Here is a 1,054-nt window from a genome sequence, read left to right as displayed (position 1 = left end):
GCAGCGGCCCTTACTGGGCCCTGCACCGCTTTGCCGTCAAGGCAGCCTTCCGCGGGCAGGGGCTCAGCCAGCTGCTGCTCAAGGAAGTGATCGGCCGGGGCAAGGAAGCCGGCATCAGCAGCTTCCGCCTGGACACGGGCAAGCAGAACCAGGCCGTCCAGCACCTGGCCGGCAAACTGGGCTTCGTTTACCGGGGCATCATCACGGTCGGCAACGATTCCGTCGACCCGGAACGCCGGGCTTATGAACTGTTTTTGGATGAGAAGGATTAAAGACAAGCTTAGCTAAGAATCAAGGAGGAAAAAATGGCTGAACAATTGGCAATTGAAGACCTGCAGGTTGACTTGAAGCAGATTCCCTTAAAGCAGCCCTTCGTGACTGCCCTGCACCGGGTCGACGCCGTCAACGCCGTCCGCGTGACCGTCCGCCTGGCCAACGGGGTCACCGGCACGGGCAGCTGCACGCCCAACGAGAAAGTGACCGGCGACACCATCGCCAGCGCCCGGGCCGTCATTGAGGAGACGATCAAGCCCCTCATTTTGGGCAAGAACCTGACTGACTGGAAGGAGCTTTTGGCCACGGTGAAAAATTCCATCGTCCACAATGGCCCGGCCAAGGCGGCCGTTGAAATCGCCCTCTACAACACCCGGGCCAACCTTTTTGGCCTCACCCTGCCCCAGCTTTTAGGGGGCAAGGGCGGCAGCGTGGAAACCGACTATACCATCAGCATCGGCAAGGCCGAGCAGATGATTGCCGACGCCCAGAAGATGGTCGACCAGGGCTTCAAGTCCCTCAAGCTCAAGCTGGGCGCCGGGCACTTGAAGCGCGACATCAAGCTGGTCGAGGACCTGGCCTACGCGGCCGGACCGATGGTGCACCTGCGCTTGGACATGAACCAGGCCTGGGATGCCCGCCAGACCATGCAGGCGGCTGAATACTGGCACAAGCAGGGCCTTTTGATCGACTTCATCGAGCAGCCGGTGGCAGCCTGGGACCTGGACGCCATGGCCTACCTGACCCGCCACTGCCCTTACCCGATCATGGCTGACGAGTC

General features: G+C 61.4%; 2 protein-coding genes. Both read left to right on the top strand.

Annotation, left to right across the window (positions count from 1 at the left end; genetic code table 11):
• Nucleotides 1-272, top strand: a 272-nt coding sequence (locus tag lacNas_RS12565; RefSeq protein WP_201346918.1) for a GNAT family N-acetyltransferase, incomplete at its 5' end; no start/stop codon positions are given.
• A 33-nt stretch (nucleotides 273-305) separates the two neighbouring features.
• The coding region (locus lacNas_RS12560; protein WP_201346917.1) for a dipeptide epimerase at nucleotides 306-1,054 on the top strand (749 nt) is incomplete at its 3' end.

This window comes from Lactobacillus nasalidis, assembly GCF_016587775.1.
Taxonomy (GTDB): Bacteria; Bacillota; Bacilli; order Lactobacillales; family Lactobacillaceae; genus Lactobacillus; species Lactobacillus nasalidis.
This window is presented reverse-complemented; position numbering and strand designations above follow the sequence as displayed.